The organism is Agrobacterium sp. BT-220-3 (genome assembly GCF_025910175.1).
Classification (GTDB): domain Bacteria; phylum Pseudomonadota; class Alphaproteobacteria; order Rhizobiales; family Rhizobiaceae; genus Agrobacterium; species Agrobacterium oryzihabitans.
In genome coordinates this window covers 1,304,734-1,322,639 of the sequence record NZ_JAPAIX010000001.1, presented here as the reverse complement: position 1 = coordinate 1,322,639, position 17,906 = coordinate 1,304,734, and the positions used below count along the sequence as shown (strand labels likewise).

At 57.1% G+C, this 17,906-nt stretch carries 14 protein-coding genes and 1 tRNA gene; 6 read left to right on the top strand and 9 right to left on the bottom strand.

What is annotated here, in order from left to right:
- Window positions 1-16: 16 nt before the first annotated feature.
- From OK142_RS06640 to OK142_RS06605, 8 genes are all read right to left on the bottom strand, one after another.
- Window positions 17-433: a hypothetical protein gene (locus OK142_RS06640; protein WP_498681693.1), complete on the bottom strand. Its 417-nt coding sequence runs from the start codon at window positions 431-433 to the stop codon at window positions 17-19.
- A 231-nt stretch (window positions 434-664) separates the two neighbouring features.
- Window positions 665-1,891, bottom strand: coding sequence for a phage tail tip lysozyme (locus OK142_RS06635; protein WP_498681692.1), 1,227 nt, complete (start codon window positions 1,889-1,891; stop codon window positions 665-667).
- A 9-nt stretch (window positions 1,892-1,900) separates the two neighbouring features.
- Window positions 1,901-4,051, bottom strand: a complete 2,151-nt coding sequence (locus tag OK142_RS06630) for a hypothetical protein (RefSeq protein WP_498681691.1) — start codon at window positions 4,049-4,051, stop codon at window positions 1,901-1,903.
- Window positions 4,052-4,450, bottom strand: coding sequence for a hypothetical protein (locus tag OK142_RS06625; protein WP_498681690.1), 399 nt, complete (start codon window positions 4,448-4,450; stop codon window positions 4,052-4,054).
- A 52-nt stretch (window positions 4,451-4,502) separates the two neighbouring features.
- On the bottom strand, window positions 4,503-4,829 hold the full coding sequence (locus OK142_RS06620; RefSeq protein WP_498681688.1) for a BRO-N domain-containing protein: 327 nt from the start codon (window positions 4,827-4,829) through the stop codon (window positions 4,503-4,505).
- A gap of 1,110 nt (window positions 4,830-5,939) precedes the next feature.
- A complete protein-coding gene (locus OK142_RS06615) occupies window positions 5,940-7,661 on the bottom strand; it encodes a tyrosine-type recombinase/integrase (protein WP_498681685.1) in 1,722 nt (573 codons plus the stop codon).
- An 87-nt stretch (window positions 7,662-7,748) separates the two neighbouring features.
- Window positions 7,749-7,824: transfer RNA gene (locus tag OK142_RS06610), tRNA-Thr, on the bottom strand.
- A 136-nt stretch (window positions 7,825-7,960) separates the two neighbouring features.
- Window positions 7,961-8,923, bottom strand: a complete 963-nt coding sequence (locus tag OK142_RS06605) for an NAD(P)H-dependent flavin oxidoreductase (RefSeq protein ID WP_313610917.1) — start codon at window positions 8,921-8,923, stop codon at window positions 7,961-7,963.
- Window positions 8,924-9,180: 257 nt separating this feature from the next.
- On the opposite strand from OK142_RS06605, the gene OK142_RS06600 reads away from it, so the two are divergent.
- Window positions 9,181-10,326, top strand: a complete 1,146-nt coding sequence (locus tag OK142_RS06600) for a hypothetical protein (RefSeq protein ID WP_498681683.1) — start codon at window positions 9,181-9,183, stop codon at window positions 10,324-10,326.
- A 61-nt stretch (window positions 10,327-10,387) separates the two neighbouring features.
- On the opposite strand, the gene ppk2 is transcribed toward OK142_RS06600, so the two are convergent.
- Window positions 10,388-11,269, bottom strand: a complete 882-nt coding sequence (gene ppk2 / locus OK142_RS06595; RefSeq protein WP_498681681.1) for a polyphosphate kinase 2 — start codon at window positions 11,267-11,269, stop codon at window positions 10,388-10,390.
- Window positions 11,270-11,509: 240 nt separating this feature from the next.
- Here ppk2 and phoR point away from each other — a divergent pair, with 240 nt between their 5' ends.
- From phoR to pstB, 5 genes are all read left to right on the top strand, one after another.
- The gene (phoR, locus tag OK142_RS06590) at window positions 11,510-12,766 is read left to right on the top strand and encodes a phosphate regulon sensor histidine kinase PhoR (RefSeq protein WP_498681750.1); all 1,257 of its coding nucleotides are present in this window, start codon (window positions 11,510-11,512) and stop codon (window positions 12,764-12,766) included.
- Window positions 12,767-12,960: 194 nt separating this feature from the next.
- Window positions 12,961-13,995, top strand: a complete 1,035-nt coding sequence (locus OK142_RS06585) for a substrate-binding domain-containing protein (RefSeq protein ID WP_003493680.1) — start codon at window positions 12,961-12,963, stop codon at window positions 13,993-13,995.
- Between the two features lie 273 nt (window positions 13,996-14,268).
- Window positions 14,269-15,753 (top strand): phosphate ABC transporter permease subunit PstC, encoded by a 1,485-nt coding sequence (pstC, locus tag OK142_RS06580; protein WP_082183666.1) that lies wholly within the window; start codon window positions 14,269-14,271, stop codon window positions 15,751-15,753.
- Window positions 15,750-17,072 (top strand): phosphate ABC transporter permease PstA, encoded by a 1,323-nt coding sequence (gene pstA, locus OK142_RS06575; RefSeq protein ID WP_003493684.1) that lies wholly within the window; start codon window positions 15,750-15,752, stop codon window positions 17,070-17,072. Before pstC ends, pstA begins: the two co-directional genes overlap by 4 nt.
- Before the next feature lie 14 nt (window positions 17,073-17,086).
- Complete coding sequence (pstB, locus tag OK142_RS06570) at window positions 17,087-17,902, top strand: phosphate ABC transporter ATP-binding protein PstB (RefSeq protein ID WP_003493686.1); 816 nt, start codon at window positions 17,087-17,089, stop codon at window positions 17,900-17,902.
- Window positions 17,903-17,906 lie beyond the last annotated feature (4 nt).

The following is a 17,906-nucleotide window of genomic DNA, read 5'->3' as shown; positions in this document are numbered from 1 at the left end:
CCCGCAGGCCCTTGCGCTAAATGGAGAGCCCCGGGCCTACGCGCGCTGACCCGATGCAACTAGAGGCAGGGGTCCCTTTTGGGAGCCGATAAGGGGTCCCGTTACGACGCCGATTGACATTGAGAACACGGGCGTTATGGCGTGACTGCGCGTCAGCTACACGCTGAAGGGACTTAGGCAGTTCCGATCGGTCGGCTGTCTCGACAGCGTTGGTGATCGCGATTGCGAACTCTTTACGCTTTTCAAGACGAGTGTTGATGTCGAAGATGCCAGCGCCACGACCGTTAGAGGTCTCTTCAAGATAAGTCGTGAAGGCATCCTCTACGGCGTTATCATACTCGGTCTGGATACCCTTCAGTTCCTTGTCCATCCAAGTGTGCGCATCGACCTTGCCCTTCTCAACGACACCACCTGTCCCGACAGGATCAGGCATGAGGCTGTCCATCGTGGCGATGATTTCAGAGTTGCCGGTTCGTACACCAGCTGCGTGCGCGTCAAGGCGAACCGCGTCAACTGATCGGTTAAGTCCAGAGCGAGCGTCGATTGAAGCCTGTGCACGTTCGATACCTTCCGCCGTGAAAGCATAAGGGATGTTACCGACCTGCGCAGCGCCAGCCGAAGAGCCGCCCATTGCACGAGCAACGTCGTCAATCTGGCTACGGGATTAAGCCGCGAACGCTTCCTGCATGTCTCGGCCTAAAGTCGGGTCTACATGCTGAACCTTGGCGGCAATCGCACCGAAGACGCCACCAGCTGCCATTGCGATGCTGCTGTCGATTGCCAAGTCGCGCACCGAATAGTTCGGCGTTGTTTCAAGCTTCACTGCGTTGGATGCAGCCACGATAGCACCTTGACGCCCTGCTTCAGCTGTTGCCCTACCAAGGCGTGAAGCAATAGCAGCCGTGCCGCCTATGCCTCCTGTGCCGATCTCTAGCGCCCATATGCTAGGGTCTGTCACGCCAGCCAGAAGCCTGACACCAAGCCCGCTCACGCCTCCTCTATCCAGCGTGTCGGTAGCGCTCATCTGATCCATGGCGAATTCGATCTTTTGAGCTACGCTTTCAGGTGATACGGAGTTCTGAACTACCCATTCTTGCCATTGGGGATTGAGACCCTGATAGCCGGGAGTGGCATTGAACGTTTCCATAGTACGAGCATCAAGCCAGTTCTGGTCGGGCTTCTCGCTCTCAGCTTGCATGAACTGCCACAGGTGACGCGTTGGGAGTTCCTTAGGCGCTGCATCCATCATGTCGAGGAAGGTCGGCGCGTTGTCGTACAGGCCGGGAAGGCGAGGCTCGTTAGCGCGTTGCTCAGAATACGCTTCTGGTGCTAGCACAGAGTTCACAGGAGAGATGCCGTTCGGCCCCACTTGCTCAGCTGTCGGATTGTAAGGGCCGGTAGCCGGGCTTGCAGTCGGCTTAAAATCGGCCACTGAGCCGGGAGCCATGCCGAGCAATGCGCGGGCGTTATCGTTGCGTCCTGACCAGTTATGACCGTTACGCGGTCCTTTCTCAGAGCCTACCGGACGCTCGTACATGATGCCAGCGTCTGTCGCTGCATCGACGTCCTGAGCAGCCTTGAGGCGAGCAAGAGTACCCGCCTCGGTCGTGTTCATCTCCTGCCAGCCCCATTCAATCTGCGTATCCAGATCGTCCCATGATGTACCACGCTCAGCTGCCAGACGCTTCAGCCCTTCGAAACGTTCTCGGTTCCATTGGCCGATACCGTAAGAATGTAGGCCCGGCCCTGCGTCGTTCTTTCTGATAGCCTTAGGATTGACTTGGCTTTCGCCCATGAGGTTGCCTACGAAGCCCGCAGCTGCGTGATCAGATAGACCCCTCTTCCTGTACTCGTCGTATGCATATTTAGCTGCGGGGGATACCTGTGCCATGGTTTTCCTTTATGGAGCCATCTGCCTCATTTCACGGGCAGTCCGCTTATCGTTGGATTTCTTGATGTTCTGATCGAACGCACGTTGAGGATCGGCCTTAACCGCGTCGTTGTACGTCCGTTGGATTTGCTTGAAGGTGTAGCGAAGGCCGGGAATGGGCGTCGGGACACCCTTGTACAGAGCCATGGGAACGAAGCTCGCATCCTGCCCATTGCGGAGATAGGTAATCTCCATGTCCTTGTACTTTGGGTCGGCCTTGATCGTGGCCGTGACGCTGTCCAACATTGAATTCAACTGGCTTGGTTTATTCACAGGGAGACCCTGAGTGTTGACCAAGAAACCATTATACTTCGTCGTGTTGGACTTGATGACGCGAGACACTGTTTCAGCAAGGGCGTCACCGCTAAGCTCGATGCCTTGCAGTGCGCGGACCTGCTTCTTGATCATGCCGCTGACGTCGTTGCCCCACGTACTCTTCGTGTCGAAGACGTAGCCTTCCTCGTCCACTTTCAGAAGGTCTGTCACCTTGGCAACGGTGTCTTCTAAAGCTTTCCCGGCGAGAGGAGTGCGCGTGTCGTAGTTCGCACGGGCTTGTCGAGCCTGACGAATAGCGTCGTCAACAGGTCCGATGGAAGCGAGCGAGGTCAGTGTGTAGACGAAAGCCTTGTCCTTGTCGGTCTGCACAACTTCGTCAATCAGCCCGTCAGCGTGTCGCGCGATCCGCATAAGGTCGCCCACGCCAGCGCGGTCTGCATCTGTGATTTCGATGTCGGAGTTCGTGCGTCTGAGCAGAGCCTGTGCGCTCTTCTTCTGTGCTTCAGGCAACATACTGTTGGCCGCATACACTTCAATCTCAGCGTCAGCCTTCGCGGCTGCTTGCTGCCCAGGCGTTGCGCCTTTGCCTAGAGCTTCGACTTTGAAGCGGGCACGTTGCTCGACAGCGCCAGCTAGACCACGCGCAATCTTGTCCTTGGAGTTCACTGTTACGAACGTTCCATCTTGCTGCGGCAATATAGTGTCGTCAGCCTGAAGCGCTGGCAGAGTTCCGTCAGCAGCTTGCTGAATAAGGTCAGGCTCGACTTGCTGCATGTAGTGAGAGCCGGCTAGTCGCTTCTGCTCTTGGTGAAGCTCATTTCGCTGCTTCTCTAGGGCGTTACGGTTCTTTGAGATGATCTGCGAATAAGCCGCGCGCGTAATGTTCCCGGCTTTCATCTCTTTGTCCATTTGGTGCATCATCACCATATCGAGCGCCCCCACATCAGCGTTGAACATCCATTCGGAAACGAGAGGCTGCATCCGCTTTTGTCGGTTATCTTCAGAACGGTTTGCCGCCTGAATGCTCATGTTGTCGTAAACCGGCCCCATGATGTTCTTCAGCTTCTGGCCGTTAACATCGAACTCGCCTAGCGCCTTGACCTGTGTCGGATCGCCCGCCAATGAAGCTTGCGTGACAAGGTTCTTCAGGACTTCGCCTTGTTCCGCCAGAGACATGCCGAGGAACTGTTCGTTCTCTTTCGCCATCTTCGTGATAGCCTTGAGACCAGCTTCAGCATTGCCGGGAGCGGATGCCGAGACCTTTGCCCATTCAGACGAGAACACAGCCTGAACGGTCGCTGCGCGCTGCGTAAGCTGCTCTTTCACGCCGTCTTTGAAGACGCCTTGCTTAGCGTTTGTAAGGAACGGGTCCATCGTTTCGGACCAGCCACGCATAGCCGTGCTGTTTCCAGCGAACTGCTTATTCGCTTCCTGTTGGTACTTGGCATACAACTGATCGACATTGACCGAGCCGGGAGGCGCGCTGGCAATCTCCTGCTGTATCTTCAGCTGGACTTCATTGGCGTAGGCCGTTCCTTGACGGAAGCCTAACGCCCGCGTTTCGCGTTCGTTCATGCCACGCGTATCGATTGACGCTATGTCAGCTGACGACTTGCCCATCGTTTGGAACTGGATACGAGCCGCTTCGTCCTGACGGCGCTGCGGGTCATTATCTTCAGCCTGAAGAGTAGCGCCGAACTGCTGAAGGGTCGGGTTCAGTTTGCCGAGACCAGAGAGAAAATCTCCGATCCCTGAGCGTTCTGTTACCTGTTCTGCGCGGACCATAGGCCGAGACGCAGTGCTTGCGTTAGGTGCGAGGTTAACACCTTGAAGACGATCTGCCATTTACTTGAGCCTTGCCTTTGCTGTGTCTACCGCGCCGGTAGCGACACACGTTTCAGCCGATTCATTGTTTCGCTGGGCGATGTAGTTTGCATTCAAGGCGTACAGCGCTTCGATGGTGCTGTACGTCTTTTCCAAATCCGCCTCATATCCAAATGCCAGCGGTATCTCGGCAATGCAGAGCGCATGTGCCACAGTGAGGAAATAAACCCTCGAAACTTCTCTTTGATCATAAGATGCAACGGGAGCCTCAAGTAGGTTTCCCATGTAGTTGAGCATGGCAGCGTGGTCGGAGATATGCCGCTGGAAGCGTTGGAGATCATCAACGCCCAGCTGCCGGGCTAATTCAATGTCGAGAACACGCAAACCTGCGTCGGTAATCAGAGGTGTAAACGGTGTCATGAGTTTCTTTCCAGAAATCGGACTGTTGAATGATTATTCCAGTGGGGAACTCTTATTGCTCGATAGATCGCTGGAAGAGTTGGCTACGGAGCCAGTGGCGCATTTCGCGCGCAATCTGCTGACGGCTGCGTACGAGGAGAGCATCAAGACCAGTAGTAGAGATGATGGTCATGTGCTTGCCGGGCGGGAGCGATATCGTCTCTCTTGGGACCACACGCCGTTGAGTTTCGTTGAGGAAGTTATAAGTTCGATTGCGCCCGACGTCGGTGCCGAACAGTGTCTTGAGGATATCTGTGCCTAGAAACCAGAAGGTGCCGTCTAGCTCTACGGTTCGTATTTCGTGCGTCTGAAACATATAGGGTGTGATGTAGGGCGTCATGTTGGGTGCCTTGAATTGGGCGCACAGTGCCGCGCCTAGCTGGTGCGTTTGGCGACTGAGAATGTGCGGATAGGTAAGGGGGGGGCAGGGTTTGGAACAACCGTCATTGCTCTTGGACCGGCGTTGTGTATTATTCCGGTGGGCAGGTCTTATTGGCATCCGCACCGAGGGACACGTAGCGTAAAGCCCAATTTATAAGACCGGATTATGATCGTATGTATGAGCAACACCTAACGCTAGGCATTAGGCTAAACTTATAGCTATTCCAGTGGGTCATTCTAATTCCGTGGAACGGCGGCTTAGCGGCAGTCGCGGTACGGGAGAACAGGCAAACGAGAAGGGCTTGATCCCGGTTCAGATAATAGACCTTGGCAGGGCGAGCACCTGTGGACTTTGCGTTAGTCTCACGCAAAGTACCGTAACGCTGCAACTCGTTAAGGTTTGCAGCTGGGCCGCGCTTACCGGTAACTGTGCGCGTCTCGCACAGTTTTCCGTAACGTTAAGGGCAGCGGATCAAACGGCTGCGAAGGAGACCATTACAGTCAGTGGCAAGAACCGCGTGGGCTTTAAGAGGCTTGCGCAAATGGATCGCGGCTCTTATCGTAAAGCTTCGGGCGCGCTTTTGGCGCAATCGAGAAGCCCCTTCGCTAGAGGGTTAAGACAAAGGCCACAGTAAGCTACACTGTGGCCTTTTGCTTTGCTGACGCCGATAAATCAGTCGCGAACTAGACCGGCGCGGAATTGACCGTGTCTGAAGGCGCGCAGTTTGTGTGAGTAATACGAGACTGTGAAGCCTATATTTCGCGCCCAACAAACCTCATTTCTGAAAAACTTCAAGTAAAAGCCCTGCGGCAATTTTTCGAAAACGATGGCCCTACCGATTTGCATTCCTGTGTACCCCTACATGTGAAATTCGCCACTGAGGCGAAGCAGTAGAAAAGTACAATCCAATAATAAAATAACAAGATAAAAAATACGGAAAACACAAATAAAGAAATATCACTTACAATAGTGAAAGTATTAATTTATATGCTATTGAAATTTATGAATAATTATCAGATAAATATTTAGCCTTACATGTCGGGTGATGAGGTATCTACCGAGAAAACATTATTCTTCGAGGCTGTTTTGAGTCTCGCGATTTGCAAGCGCGCACAGATCAATTTTGCGCAAAGCCTCAAGCATCATCTCAGGTGTGCTGTGCGTATAACCTGCTGCGGCAGATCGATTTGAATGGCCATGTATTTCGTCCATCAATCTGTCCGACACGCTGAGAGCGGTTAGCGTGGATTTATGCCAATGACGCCAACTGTGTGACGGAGCCTTGCGGGCGTCTGTTATGCCGAGGCCGCGTACCCAATCCGAAACGCGATTGGTTACGCCTTTGCTTTTGTGCTTGCGCGCGCCATCATCACGCGCTTTTGCGGCTTTGTGCGATATCTCTCGATAGAATAGTGGACCCTTGCCGCGCTGTCTCACATACTCAAGAAAGCCTTCAGCGATCAGATCAGGATGAATAGGTATCGTGCGCTCTGATCCAACATTTTTGATGGAGCCGCCGTCCGGTGCGGTAGTGATCGCGACACAAGGGATACCGTCAACTTCAATAATCATCGACCCCCAAAGCTGCGCAATTTCGCCAATACGCGCGCCCGTTGCTGCACATAACCAAGACGCCCATCGCAAATGCGGTAGCTTCTCCTTGCGCGCAGCTGAGAGAATGATTGAGACTTCCGAACTCGTGAACGGCAAACGGCCTGTCCCGGCGACCTTCTTCTGGTTTGCTTTGATACCGGCAAACGGGTTGTGCGTAATGCCTGAGGTTGCAGCATTCTCGACGCCATAACTGTAAAGACGGCGTAATGCTGCGATCTGCCCGACCTGAATAGCTTTCCGTCCCTTTGCTATGAGGTCGTCTTTCCATCGAATGGCGTCAACTTCATCCACTGTGCGCGGGTCTGTTTTGCCTATGAATGCGGAGAACTGCGCCATGCGCCCCTTCCATGTAGAGACTGTCGAAGCGGCGGGCCGTGTCTCTGTCTGCCACCGCCTGAATAGCTCGTCGAATGTGGTGCATTGCGCAATGCCGTTGCCCGCATTGTTCAGAGAAGGCGCAGGGTTTGCCGCAAGGCTGTATTTTGTGAGAACAGCGGTTCTCGGTGGATAGGAAGTTATGAGAGTATCGGGACCATAGTCGCCTGAGGCGTAAGCCTTCAGAGTGGCCGTAGCTTTCCTTAGGGTCTCTGGCAATGCTTCCGTTAGATTGGCGCGTGAACGTTCGCTCAATTCGATAGCATTAGCAGCAAGAAACGCGTCGATGTCTATCAACCTCAGCATCTGTTGATCTGCCAGACGCCGGGCCGCAGCGGTGCCGTACGCAACTAGCCGCGCTGCTTCGTCTAGAATGTCGTCCCAAATTTCGAATTCGGACCAAGCAATACGACCGCCTTCGAATATGCTGGCGGGCGGGTTGTCGCGATGCTTCTCAATGAGGTGAGTATAAAACAGCCCTAGGATTGCCTGTGTCTCGCGGTGCGTTAGGTCTTGAGGTCCGCGATAGGCTGCGGCGTAAAAGGCTTCAACGGCCTCAGATGCTGCTGCATGTCGAATACGCACAAGGCGAGTATCGGCTGTTCTCAGAGAGAATTTAATCTGCCCTGACACAAGCGCTTTGTATTCAGCTGTCCCGTCCGCTGGATCGCTGGAAACCGGAAGATAAGTCGTGAAGGTCTTTCCCTTCAGCTTCTCTATTAGATCAAGAGGGACGCGCTGCCTGAATAGAGCGTTGGCACTGTCTTTTCGCTTCGACGGACGCGGCATCTTAATTACCATGTGAGGACCGCCCGTGTGTACCGGTGGGGCAGTCGAAACCCTCTGATTTCCTTAAAGAATAAAGATTTCAATGAGGAAAACAAGGGATGGTGCCGCTTACGTGACTCGAACACGTGACCCCGTCATTACGAATGACGTGCTCTACCAACTGAGCTAAAGCGGCCCGATTGTGACCCGTTTGTTACGGATCAGCTTCATGGCGGGCTGATACAGGCAATGCCGATGGATTTCAAGCCTTGAATGTGCAGGTTTTGAAAATTCCGCAAAAAGCTTTGCCTGTCCATTGTTTACCTGCGGCTTCAGGCTTTGCCGCAGATGCGCTTTTTGGCTTCCTCATATTCATTGGCCAGACGATCGACGAGATCTGCCACCGGCTCGATGGACTTGACCGCGCCGATGCCCTGGCCTGCGCCCCAGATATCCTTCCACGCCTTTGCACCGCCAGTGGCGGTTTCAAAATCCATTTTCGAAGGGTCGGCTTCGGGCAGGTTGTCGGGGTCCATGCCGGAGGCGACGATCGAGCTTTTCAGGTAGTTGCCGTGCACGCCCGTGAAATAGTTCGAATAGACAATGTCCTTGGCTTGCGCTTCCACGATCGCCTGCTTGTAACCATCGGAGGCGCGGGCCTCCTGTGTCGCGATGAAAGGGGAGCCGATATAGGCCATATCCGCGCCCATGGCCTGTGCGGCAAGGATGGAGCCGCCATTGGCGATGGCGCCGGCGAGCAGCAGGGGGCCATCGAACCATTCGCGGATTTCCTGAACGAGCGCGAAGGGCGAAAGCGTGCCCGCATGTCCGCCTGCACCCGTTGCCACCGCGATCAGCCCGTCCGCTCCCTTGCGGATGGCGGAGCGGGCGTGGCGATCGTTGATGACGTCATGCAGCACGATACCGCCGTAGGAATGCACGGCCGCATTCACCTCCGGCACCGCACCGAGCGAGGAAATCACCACCGGCACCTTGTATTTGACGCAGAGGCCGAGATCGTGTTCCAGCCGCCGGTTGGACATATGCACGATCTGATTGACCGCGAAGGGAGCGGCCGGGCGATCGGGGTTGGCCTTGTTGTGGGCCGCCAGCTCCTCGGTGATCATTGCCAGCCATTCATCCAGCTGGCTTTCAGGCCGCGCATTCAGGGCCGGAAAAGCGCCGATGACGCCCGCCTTGCATTGGGCCAGCGTCAATTGCGGATGCGAAATAATGAATAGCGGTGACGCTATGACCGGAAGACGCAGATTGTCTTTCAGCACGGACGGCAGCATGTCTCCTCCCACGGATTTACGTTTACGCGCACGTAAGTCATTATCGCGTTCGGCGGCGGATTGAAAGCGAAAACAGTACGGGTGCCGGGCTCTCAAATCTGCGTTCGCAGCGCCACAATGGATCGATTTTCCCCAAAGCAATCCGGTCTTTATAACAAACGGTGCTTGCGGAGGCGCGGCATAGCCGTTACCGAATCGTGAACGTATGGCGCAACGCCGCATATTTTTTGCAAGGCGCACTAGAACAAGGATCGGTCGTGAGCGGACTGGAAACGGCAATCAGAAATGCTCTGGAAAAATCGGACAGATCGAACGCCGAAGTTCGTGCACGGATTTACCAATCATCCCGTCAGGCGCTGGAAGCGGGCCTGCGCAAGCAGGGCATAGACGATCCGCAGGTTGTCGCCCAGCAGCGCCAGCGGCTGGAAGGCCTGATCCACGTCATCGAGAATGAAGAGCGCAACCGTCTTCTGGACAGGGTGGAGCAGCAATTGCGGCCGCCTTTGCCGGAAAGTGCGGCCCATGATGAGCCTTCAGTCGATCCCGTTTCGCAACCTCAGCACCACGGCGAGATGGCTATCGAACCGGAATTGCGCGGCGAAACGCGCGACGTGCGGCCGGGCGCTCCCGTTGCTGCGGAGAGTCTGAATGCCGGTCGGCGCAGTGCAAAACCGACGAAGCGCGGCTCTAGCGCAGGCGATGCCTCGCTCGCCTTTCGTCCTGAAGGTGCCGTTGGCCGCCGCAAGCGCCGCGGCCTCTTTGCCCGGCTTTTCATATATGTGACGCTTCTGGCCTTTATCGGTTTCGGTGCCTGGTGGGTCTATTCCTCCGGCCTGCTGCTCTCGCCGGAGCAGCGTGATACCAGCGTGCCCAACCCGCCGGCGCAAGTGCAGGCAGAGGACTTCAATGGGGCTGAGCCCGCGCCGAGCCTGTCCGCCGGCCGTGGTTTTTCCGATGACTGGGTCGAGATATTCAATGCCGAGCGTGGCAGTTCCGGAATATCGGCAGGCCCGCGCGCCACTGTCGAAAATATCACCACACCCGCCGGCAAGGCGATAAAGATGACGTCGAGAAGCGTGTCGCAGGATGGCGCGGTCAGCATCGAGGTTCCCGTGGAGGTGATGCGGGATATGGCGGGCAAGTCCTCGACCATATCGATCACGCTGCAATCATCCAGCGACCGGCAGACGCAGGTTTCCGTCGCCTGCGATTTCGCCACCCTCGGCGATTGCTCGCGCCACCGCTTCACGGCCACGGCCGAGCGTGCTGATATGCTGCTGAATGCCACCTTCGAGCGCTCGCTCGCCCCCAATGCGCCGGGCAAGGTCTTCATCAACAGCGACATCGACGGCGACAGCCGCCCGGTCAATCTTTACTCCGTGCGCATTCTGCCCGGCCAGTAAGAAGCCAGTCAGAAGAGAGACAAGCGCCGCCGCCTCGGGGCGCTTGTCACCGTGGCCGATGTTATTTGAGAAATCCGGGTCCTGATCCCAAAATCTTGCCGTCGATCTCGCCGATCGCCTTCTTGTCCTTGCCGTCATAGTCGAGCGCATTGAGAATGTGGCGGATAAGGTTCACCCGCGCCCGGCGTTTGTCGTTGGCCCGCACCACCGTCCACGGGGCGGCGTCGGTGTGGGTCTTTTCCAGCATCTCGTCACGCTTGTCCGTATAGTCGTCCCATTTCGTCAATGCGGCTATATCCATGTCGGAAAGCTTCCAGCATTTCAGCGGGCTGTGGCGACGATCGTGAAAACGCTCGATCTGCGTTTCGCGGCCGATATCGAGCCAGAACTTGAACAGGTGAACATCCTCATGGACCAGCATCTTTTCGAGGCGCGGTGTTTCCTTGAGGAAGCGCTTGTGCTCTTCAGGGGTGCAAAAACCCATGACCGGCTCCACCCCGGCGCGGTTGTACCAGGAACGGTCAAACAGAACGAATTCGCCGGCTGTCGGAAAATGCGAGATATAACGCTGGAAATACCATTGCCCACGCTCGGTTTCCGTCGGTTTGGTCAGCGCCACGACGCGGGCATAACGGGGGTTGAGATAAGCGCGGGCCGCAAAGATCGCGCCGCCCTTGCCGGCCGCATCACGACCCTCGAACACGGCCATCACCCGTTTGCCGGTCGCCTGCAGCCAGAACTGTACCTTGACCAGCTCCACCTGCAGCGCTTCGAGGGCGGCGTCGTATTCCTCGCGCTTCATCTTTTTGTCGTAAGGAAAATCACCGGCGGAAAGCTTGTTTTCCTCCACCCAGTCGGGAAGAACCGGATTGTCTATATCGAAGCTGCGCAGCTTGCCGTCAATGGTCAGCTCCACCGAGCGCTTCTTCGTTTCCGCGTCCATATTTTCCTCCGGCTGTTGTTGTGTAAAGGCAACTCGCCGCCAATGAGTTCATATCCACCGGCAGAATTCAAGTGAAAGAGGGTGGGTTGGCCTGGGTGCGACGGCGCAAGCGATTGCGGCACCTATTTTGCGCATATACGTTGTGGAAAATGCGCGGCGATGAATCTCTGTCATGAAGCTGGCCTATGAGGTTTCGGTGCGCTGTCAGGTGGAAGTGGAAAGTGGGCTGAAATGGCAGTCATGGAAGGCGATAGTGGATTAAGGCTTTTGGCAAAAAAGCTTCGCCGAAACTGGTTGCCCGTTCTGGTCGTCAGCATGCTTGCCGTCGTGGCCGTCTCGGAGCTTCACACACCCTATATGCCCGCCGTCCTGTGGCTCTGCGCCATCATCGCCATTATGGCCGTTCGGGAAAGGTCGGCGGGTGCGAGGGAAGAAAACGCGGCTGTAGAAACGGATGAGCCGGAAGTGCCCGGTGAAAACGTCATTTCCGGCGTCCGCGCGGGCCTTGCCGTCCTGGATACGCCGGTCTTCATCCTCGATAAGAATGCCAGCGTGCTGTATCAGAACGGCGCAGCGGAGCGCGCCTTCGGCCAGCTTCCGGCCGGCGCGCATATTTCCGCCCGGCTGCGTTCGCCGGGTCTGCTGGATGTCATTCGCGAAACCATCACCACCGGCCAGCCCAACCAGGTCGAGCATTCCGAACGGTTTCCATCCGAGCGGGTCTTCATCGTCCGTATCGCCCGTGCCGATGCGGGGGAGGTTGCGGGACCGCCATTCTACATCCTGTCGTTCCGCGACGTTTCGGAGCTTCGCCGCATCGACCGTATGCGCAGCGACTTCGTCGCCAATGCCAGCCATGAATTGCGCACGCCGCTCGCTTCCCTTCGCGGTTTTATCGAGACCATGCAGGGGCCGGCGCGCAACGATCCGAAAGCGCAGGAACGGTTCCTCGCCATCATGCTGGATCAGGCAACCCGCATGAGCAGGCTGGTGGACGACCTCATGTCGCTTTCAAGGCTGGAATTGCGGGCGAATATCGCTCCGGACCAGAAGGTCGATCTCGTGCCCGTCATCGGCCATGTGCGCGATGCGCTGCTGCCGCTCGCCGACGAGCTCGATGTCGATATCATCCTGCATCTGCCCGATCGGCCGGCGGAAGTGCAGGGCGATCGTGACGAGCTGGTGCAGGTATTCCAGAACCTCGTTGAAAATGCTTGCAAATATGGGCAGGAAGGCAAGGTCGTGGATGTCTGGCTGCGCGCCGAACCCGGCAAGCCGGTGGAGGTGAGCGTCATCGACAAGGGCCCGGGCATTCCAGCCGAACATGTGCCGCGCCTGACGGAGCGGTTCTATCGCGTCAGCGTCGCCGACAGCCGGTCCAAAAAGGGAACGGGCCTGGGGCTTGCCATCGTCAAGCACATCCTCACCCGCCACCGCGCCCGCCTCATCATTAAATCGGAACTGGGCAACGGCACGGACTTTACCGTCAGATTTTAACATAAAAGGCATAAGGCCTTTAATTTCGAAAAATTCTATAAGCAAAATCAGTAATTTAGATTGTCACAAATCTTTCACTGAAGTGACATAAAAGGATGTGGCTACGGTGGTTAAGAAAAGGTCGCCGAGCGCATGCTAAGAGCGATTGCCGCAATCGGCTGCGTCCACAAACAAGCCCACGACGGGAGAGACAAATGAACATCGTAAAATTTTCCGCAGCAGCTCTGGTGGCTTCTGTCGCCTTCGCTGGCGCCGCCGCTGCTCGCGACCAGATTCAGGTTGCCGGTTCTTCCACTGTTCTGCCCTATGCCAAGATCGTTGCCGAGACCTTTGCTGAAACCTTCCCGAACTTTAAGGCTCCGGTTGTTGAGTCCGGCGGCACGGGCGGCGGTCTGAAGGCGTTCTGCTCCGGCGTTGGTGAAGGCACCATCGACATCGCCAACGCTTCGCGCAAGATCAAGACCGACGAACTGGCCGCCTGTAAGGCTGCTGGCGTTGCCGACGTTCAGGAAGTGAAGATCGGTTACGACGGTATCGTCTTCGCGATGGACGCATCCAACAAGGACATCAAGCTTGAGCCGAAGGATCTCTACCTCGCTCTCGCCGCTGAAGTCGTCAAGGACGGCAAGCTCGTTGCCAACCCCTACAAGAAGTGGTCGGAAGTCAACAAGGAACTGCCTGATGTAGCAATCGCTGCTTACATCCCGGGTTCCAAGCACGGCACGCGCGAAGTCTTCGAAGAGAAGATCATGGCTGACGGCTGCAAGGAAGCAGGCGCCACCGACGCCATCAAGACGCTGGTCCCCGATGCCAAGCAGGCTGCTGCAAAGTGCATCGCAGTCCGTAAGGACGGCGCCGCAGTCGACATCGACGGCGACTACACCGAGACGCTTGCCCGTATCGATGCCAACAAGACCGGCCTCGGCGTTTTCGGCCTCGCATTCTATGAAAACAATGCTGACCGTCTGAAGGTTGCGACTGTTTCGGGCGTTGTTCCGTCCACCGAAACCGTTGCCAGCGGCAAGTACCCGGTTTCTCGCCCGCTGTTCTTCTACGTGAAGAAGGCTCACCTGGGCGTTATCCCGGGCCTCAAGGAATATGTCGAGTTCTTCGTTTCTGACGAAATGATCGGCCCGGATTCCCCGCTCGCCAACTACGGCCTCGTTGCCGCTCCGGACAAAGAACGCGAAGAAATCCGCGCCAAGTTCGCTGCCGGCGCTTCGATGTAATAAAGAAAGAGGGGTGCGGCCTGCCGCGCCCCTCATTCCACTCCGCTGCCTTTCCGCCTCGGCGACGGTCTCCGGTTGACAGTTCCAATTCATCGTTGTCCACATAATTGTTGATCGATTACAGATGGATAGGATGTATCAACCTTGACGCTTGCCGGACTTTGATACAGTCAGGCGGCAAGCATTTCTGGATGGTCCAGCAGTCTCGTTTTGATGACTTTTTGATTTGCCCGATATCGCATCGTGCTCTTGAGGCACGCCGAGGGAACTCTAATGAACACATCGATCCTTTTGCTGATACTGGCGCTGATCGGCATCGGCAGCTATCTGCTCGGCAGCCGCCGTGCCGTTGCCCTGTCTGGCGGACGCCCCGCCACCATGCATTCCCGTGCCGGTTATCACGGTTCCTACGCGGTGGTCTGGGCGGTGCTGCCAGCGGCGCTCATTCTCTGCGCCTGGCTTGTCATCAGCCCGCTGATCATTACGTCTTCCGTGCGCGCTGAATTTCCTGAAGATGTGCGCGCCCAATCCGAAGCGCAGCAGAGCCTGACATATGGTATGGTAACGTCGATCGCCCGAGGTCTGCAGCGGCTGACGGCGGAGGAAACGGCGCAGGTTGATGCGGATGCCGCCACAGTGCGGCCGCTTCTGGCGTCGAAGGGCGTTGCCATCGCCGGCGATCCCGAGCGCTACATGGTCGATGCCGCCCAGACGCTGAACGCGATGACGTCCACCAGCCGTATTGCGATGATCGCAATCGTGCTGCTGGCCGCTTTCGGCGGTGCAGCTTATGCGCTGCGTTCGATCGCTCCGCGCTTCCGGGCGCGCAACAGGGTCGAGAAGGTCATTCTCGCGGCCTTGCTCGTTGCCTCCTCCATTGCCATTCTGACGACCGTCGGCATCGTCCTGTCGATGCTGACGGAAGCCATCCAGTTCTTCACCATGGTTCCGGCACACCAGTTCTTCTTCGGAACGGTATGGGATCCGCGTTTTGCGGCGGCGGGTGCAACGGACTCGTCCGGTCAGTTCGGCCTGATCCCGCTGCTCGCCGGCACGCTTTACATCGGTTTCGTCGCCATGCTGGTGGCGGTCCCGGTCGGCCTGTTTTCGGCGATCTACATGTCGGAATACGCCTCGCCACGCCTTCGCTCCGTGGCAAAGCCGCTGCTCGAGGTGCTCGCCGGCATTCCCACCATCGTCTACGGCTTCTTCGCGCTGACGACGGTTGGTCCGTTCCTCAGAGACATTTCCACGCAGATCAACGGCCTGGCGACGGGTAACTACGCCAACTTCATCCAGGCGCAGAGCGTCATTACCGCCGGCTTCGTCATGGGCATCATGCTGATCCCCTATGTCTCGTCGCTGTCGGATGACATCATCACCGCCGTGCCGCGCTCGCTGCGTGACGGTTCGCTCGGTCTCGGCGCCACGCGGTCTGAAACCATCAAGAAGGTCATCGTTCCCGCCGCTCTCCCCGGCATCGTCGGCGCCGTGCTGATGACGGCATCGCGTGCGATCGGCGAAACCATGATCGTGGTTCTCGCGGCCGGCGTTGCCGCCCGCCTGCAGCTCAACCCCTTCGAACCGATGACCACCGTAACGGTCAAGATCGTCAGTCAGCTGACCGGCGACCTTGAATTCACCTCGCCGCAAACGCTGGTTGCCTTCGCGCTGGGCATCACGCTTTTTGCCATCACGCTTTGCCTGAATATCTACGCGCTTTACATCGTGCGCAAATACCGGGAGCAATATGAATGACCGACATCGTTTCTCCCGCAGCCGGCGCTGCCGGCACCAACAAGGCCGCGCGTCGTGATATCGGCATCAAGCGCCGCTACGCCGCCGAACGCCGTTTCCGTGCCTATGGCATGGCAGCGATTTCCTTCGGCCTCCTGTTCCTCTTCCTGCTGCTCTGGTCGGTCGTCTCCAAGGGCTACACCGCCTTCCAGCAGACGATGATCACCGTTCCGGTCGAGTTTTCCGAACTGATCATCGATCCGAAGAATGAGCGGGCCGCAAATCCTGCCAAGCTGATGACGGCCAATTATCCCGTCCTCGCTCGCGATGCGGTCGCCAAGGTTCTTGGCGTTGCGCCGACGGACCGTGCCGGTCTTCGCGCCGTCAACACCATGATCTCTGACAGCGTACGCACACAGCTGCGCGATATCGTCGTTGCCGATCCGGCCATTATCGGCACCACGCGCACCGTCACGCTTCTGGCGTCTGGTGATGTCGACAGTGCCTTCAAGGGCCAGGTGGACATGACGGTGGATGAAGCCAACCGCCGTATCTCGAACCAGCAGCTTGGCTGGATGAACCAGCTCGCCGAAAGCGGGCAGCTCGGCAAGCATTTTAACACCGGCATCTTCGTCAACGGCAATTCGAGCCGTCCGGAAGCGGCGGGTGTCGGCGTGGCGCTGATCGGCTCCTTTTACATGATGCTGATCGTGCTTGTACTGTCGCTGCCGATCGGCGTCGCAGCCTCCATCTATCTTGAGGAATTTGCTCCGAAGAACCGCCTGACGGATCTCATCGAGGTAAACATCAACAATCTGGCGGCTGTTCCTTCGATCGTCTACGGTCTGCTCGGCCTTTCCGTTTTCATCAACTTCATGGGCTTTCCGCGCTCCGCCTCTCTGGTCGGTGGCCTTGTCCTGACGCTGATGACGCTGCCGACGATCATCATCGCGACCCGTGCCGCATTGAAGGCCGTGCCGCCGTCGATCCGCGCTGCCGCACTCGGTCTCGGCGCATCCAAGATGCAGACGATCTTCCACCACGTCCTGCCGCTCGCCATGCCCGGCATTCTGACCGGCACCATCATCGGCCTCGCCCACGCATTGGGCGAAACGGCGCCGCTGCTTCTGATCGGCATGGTGGCATTCGTTGCGAATTATCCGACAACGCCGATGGATCCGTCCACGGCTCTGCCGGTGCAGATTTACATGTGGGCGAACGAAGCCGAACGCGCCTTTGTCGAAAGGACATCTGGCGCTATCATCATCCTGCTTCTGTTCCTCATCGTCATGAATGTTGGCGCAATCCTGTTGCGTCGCCGCTTTGAGCGGCGCTGGTAGAGGGAGCTAGAGCAATGAACATGTTGTCGGAAGCAGCAGTTGAAAAGGCGCTGGACAAGAAAATGAATGAAGTCTCATACAAGATGATCGGCAAGGACGTTTCGGTTTATTACGGCGAAAAGCGCGCGCTTTACGACGTGAACCTCAACGTCCGTGAAAACACGGTGACTGCGCTTATCGGCCCGTCCGGTTGCGGTAAATCCACTTTCCTGCGCACCTTGAACCGCATGAACGACACGATCGACGGCTGCCGGGTCACCGGCAAAATCACGCTCGATACGGATGATATCTACGATCAGGCGATCGACGTCGTCGAATTGCGTGCCCGCGTCGGCATGGTGTTCCAGAAGCCTAACCCGTTTCCCAAGACCATCTATGAAAACATCGCCTACGGCCCGCGCATCCATGGTCTCGCCCGCAACAAGGCGGATATGGACCAGATCGTCGAGCAGAGCCTGCAGAAGGCGGGTCTCTGGAACGAGGTGAAGGATCGCCTGCTCGAGTCCGGCACGGGTCTTTCCGGTGGTCAGCAGCAGCGTCTGTGCATCGCGCGCGCGGTTGCCGTCAGCCCGGAAGTCATCCTGATGGACGAACCCTGCTCGGCGCTCGATCCGATCGCGACCGCAAAGGTCGAGGAACTGATCCACGAACTGCGCACCAACTACACGATCGTCATCGTCACGCACTCCATGCAGCAGGCGGCGCGTGTTTCGCAGCGTACGGCCATGTTCCATCTTGGTCATCTTGTCGAAGAAAATGAAACGGACAAGATGTTCACCAATCCGGACGACCAGCGCACGCAGGATTACATCATGGGCCGCTTCGGCTGATCCC

Bases quoted from the DNA above. Each gene is read 5' to 3' on its own strand.
- OK142_RS06640 (WP_498681693.1), bottom strand. From the start codon at position 433: ATGCCTGATCCTGTCGGGACAGGTGGTGTCGTTGAGAAGGGCAAGGTC.
- OK142_RS06635 (WP_498681692.1), bottom strand. From the start codon at position 1,891: ATGGCACAGGTATCCCCCGCAGCTAAATATGCATACGACGAGTACAGG.
- OK142_RS06630 (WP_498681691.1), bottom strand. From the start codon at position 4,051: ATGGCAGATCGTCTTCAAGGTGTTAACCTCGCACCTAACGCAAGCACT.
- OK142_RS06625 (WP_498681690.1), bottom strand. From the start codon at position 4,450: ATGACACCGTTTACACCTCTGATTACCGACGCAGGTTTGCGTGTTCTC.
- OK142_RS06620 (WP_498681688.1), bottom strand. From the start codon at position 4,829: ATGACGCCCTACATCACACCCTATATGTTTCAGACGCACGAAATACGA.
- OK142_RS06615 (WP_498681685.1), bottom strand. From the start codon at position 7,661: ATGGTAATTAAGATGCCGCGTCCGTCGAAGCGAAAAGACAGTGCCAAC.
- OK142_RS06605 (WP_313610917.1), bottom strand. From the start codon at position 8,923: ATGCTGCCGTCCGTGCTGAAAGACAATCTGCGTCTTCCGGTCATAGCG.
- ppk2 (WP_498681681.1), bottom strand. From the start codon at position 11,269: ATGGACGCGGAAACGAAGAAGCGCTCGGTGGAGCTGACCATTGACGGC.
- phoR (WP_498681750.1), top strand. From the start codon at position 11,510: ATGGAAGGCGATAGTGGATTAAGGCTTTTGGCAAAAAAGCTTCGCCGA.
- OK142_RS06585 (WP_003493680.1), top strand. From the start codon at position 12,961: ATGAACATCGTAAAATTTTCCGCAGCAGCTCTGGTGGCTTCTGTCGCC.
- pstC (WP_082183666.1), top strand. From the start codon at position 14,269: ATGAACACATCGATCCTTTTGCTGATACTGGCGCTGATCGGCATCGGC.
- pstA (WP_003493684.1), top strand. From the start codon at position 15,750: ATGACCGACATCGTTTCTCCCGCAGCCGGCGCTGCCGGCACCAACAAG.
- pstB (WP_003493686.1), top strand. From the start codon at position 17,087: ATGAACATGTTGTCGGAAGCAGCAGTTGAAAAGGCGCTGGACAAGAAA.